Source organism: Thermodesulfovibrionia bacterium (assembly GCA_030646035.1).
Taxonomy (GTDB): domain Bacteria; phylum Nitrospirota; class Thermodesulfovibrionia; order UBA6902; family UBA6902; genus JACQZG01.
Genome location: JAUSMY010000028.1, coordinates 1 through 1032, shown reverse-complemented (window position 1 = coordinate 1032; position 1032 = coordinate 1). Strand labels below are relative to the sequence as shown.

Genomic DNA, 1032 nt, shown 5'->3' with positions numbered 1-1032 from the left:
TCGCCACGCCTGGCAGCACGGCGTGGCTGAGCGCGTCGCCCAGCAAGCTCATGCGCCGCAGCGTTAAAAACACCCCCAGCGGCGCAGCGCTGAGCGACAGCGCGAGCGTGGCCACCAGCGCGCGGCGCATGAAGGCGAATGCGGCAAACGGTGCACAGGCCGTGTCCCACAGCCAGGCGGCGAGCGCCATCATGCGGTGGTCTTCTGGGGCGCGAGGGTGTCGATGTCGCACCGTTCGGCAGCCTCGTCCCACGCCTCGGCCATGGCGCGGGCGCGCTGCAAATGGGGCTCGGTCAGCACGTCTGCCGTGGCGCCCCAGCCCACCAGTTCACGTGCCAGCAGCAGGGTGTCGGGGAAATACCGGCGCACCATTTCATCGTCGTGCAGCACGGCAATCACGGTGCGCTGCTGCTGGTGCCATTGCTGCACCAGCCCCAGCAGCGCCGCAGTGGTTTTGGCGTCGATCGCGTTGAAGGGCTCGTCGAGCAAAATCAGCTCGGCGTCCTGCACCAGCATGCGGGCAAACATCACCCGCTGCAGCTGTCCGCTGGACAGGCTGCCGATGCTGCGGCGCTCAAAACCCTCCAGTCCGACGGCTTGCAGGGCCGCATCGACCCGCTCCAGCATGGCCCGGTTGACAGCTCCCCAGGCGCTGGTTGCGCCCCAGCAGCCCAGCAGCACGCAGTCGCGCACGTCAATCGGAAAGCTGCGGTCGATGTCGGCCAATTGCGGCAGGTAGGCGATGCGCGCGCGCGGCGGCGCCACGGTCAGCGCGCCGCCGGAGCGGCCGCCTTCGATAGGCAGCAGGCCGGCGATGCTTTTGAGCAGCGTGCTCTTGCCCGAGCCGTTGGGCCCGACCACTGCGGTCAGCGAGCCCGGCGCAAAGTTGCCGCTGATGTGGTGCAGGGCCGGGTGCTGGCGGTAGCTGACCGTCAGGTTGTGCAGTGACACCACCGGGCGGGCGCTCACCACGGCGCCACCTCCAGTTGGGCCCAGGCCACAGCCAGCCACAGCAGCGCCACCGCAGGCAAG

General features: G+C 69.4%; 2 protein-coding genes. Both read right to left on the bottom strand.

The features are described from left to right. A partial coding sequence (locus Q7U10_03710; GenBank protein ID MDO8281722.1) for a metal ABC transporter permease occupies positions 1–193 on the bottom strand: 193 nt, incomplete at its 3' end. Then, positions 190–1011 carry a metal ABC transporter ATP-binding protein gene (locus Q7U10_03705; GenBank protein MDO8281721.1) on the bottom strand — a complete coding sequence of 274 codons (822 nt, stop codon included), beginning with the start codon at positions 1009–1011 and terminating at the stop codon, positions 190–192. The genes Q7U10_03705 and Q7U10_03710, both read right to left, overlap by 4 nt. Positions 1012–1032: the final 21 nt, after the last annotated feature.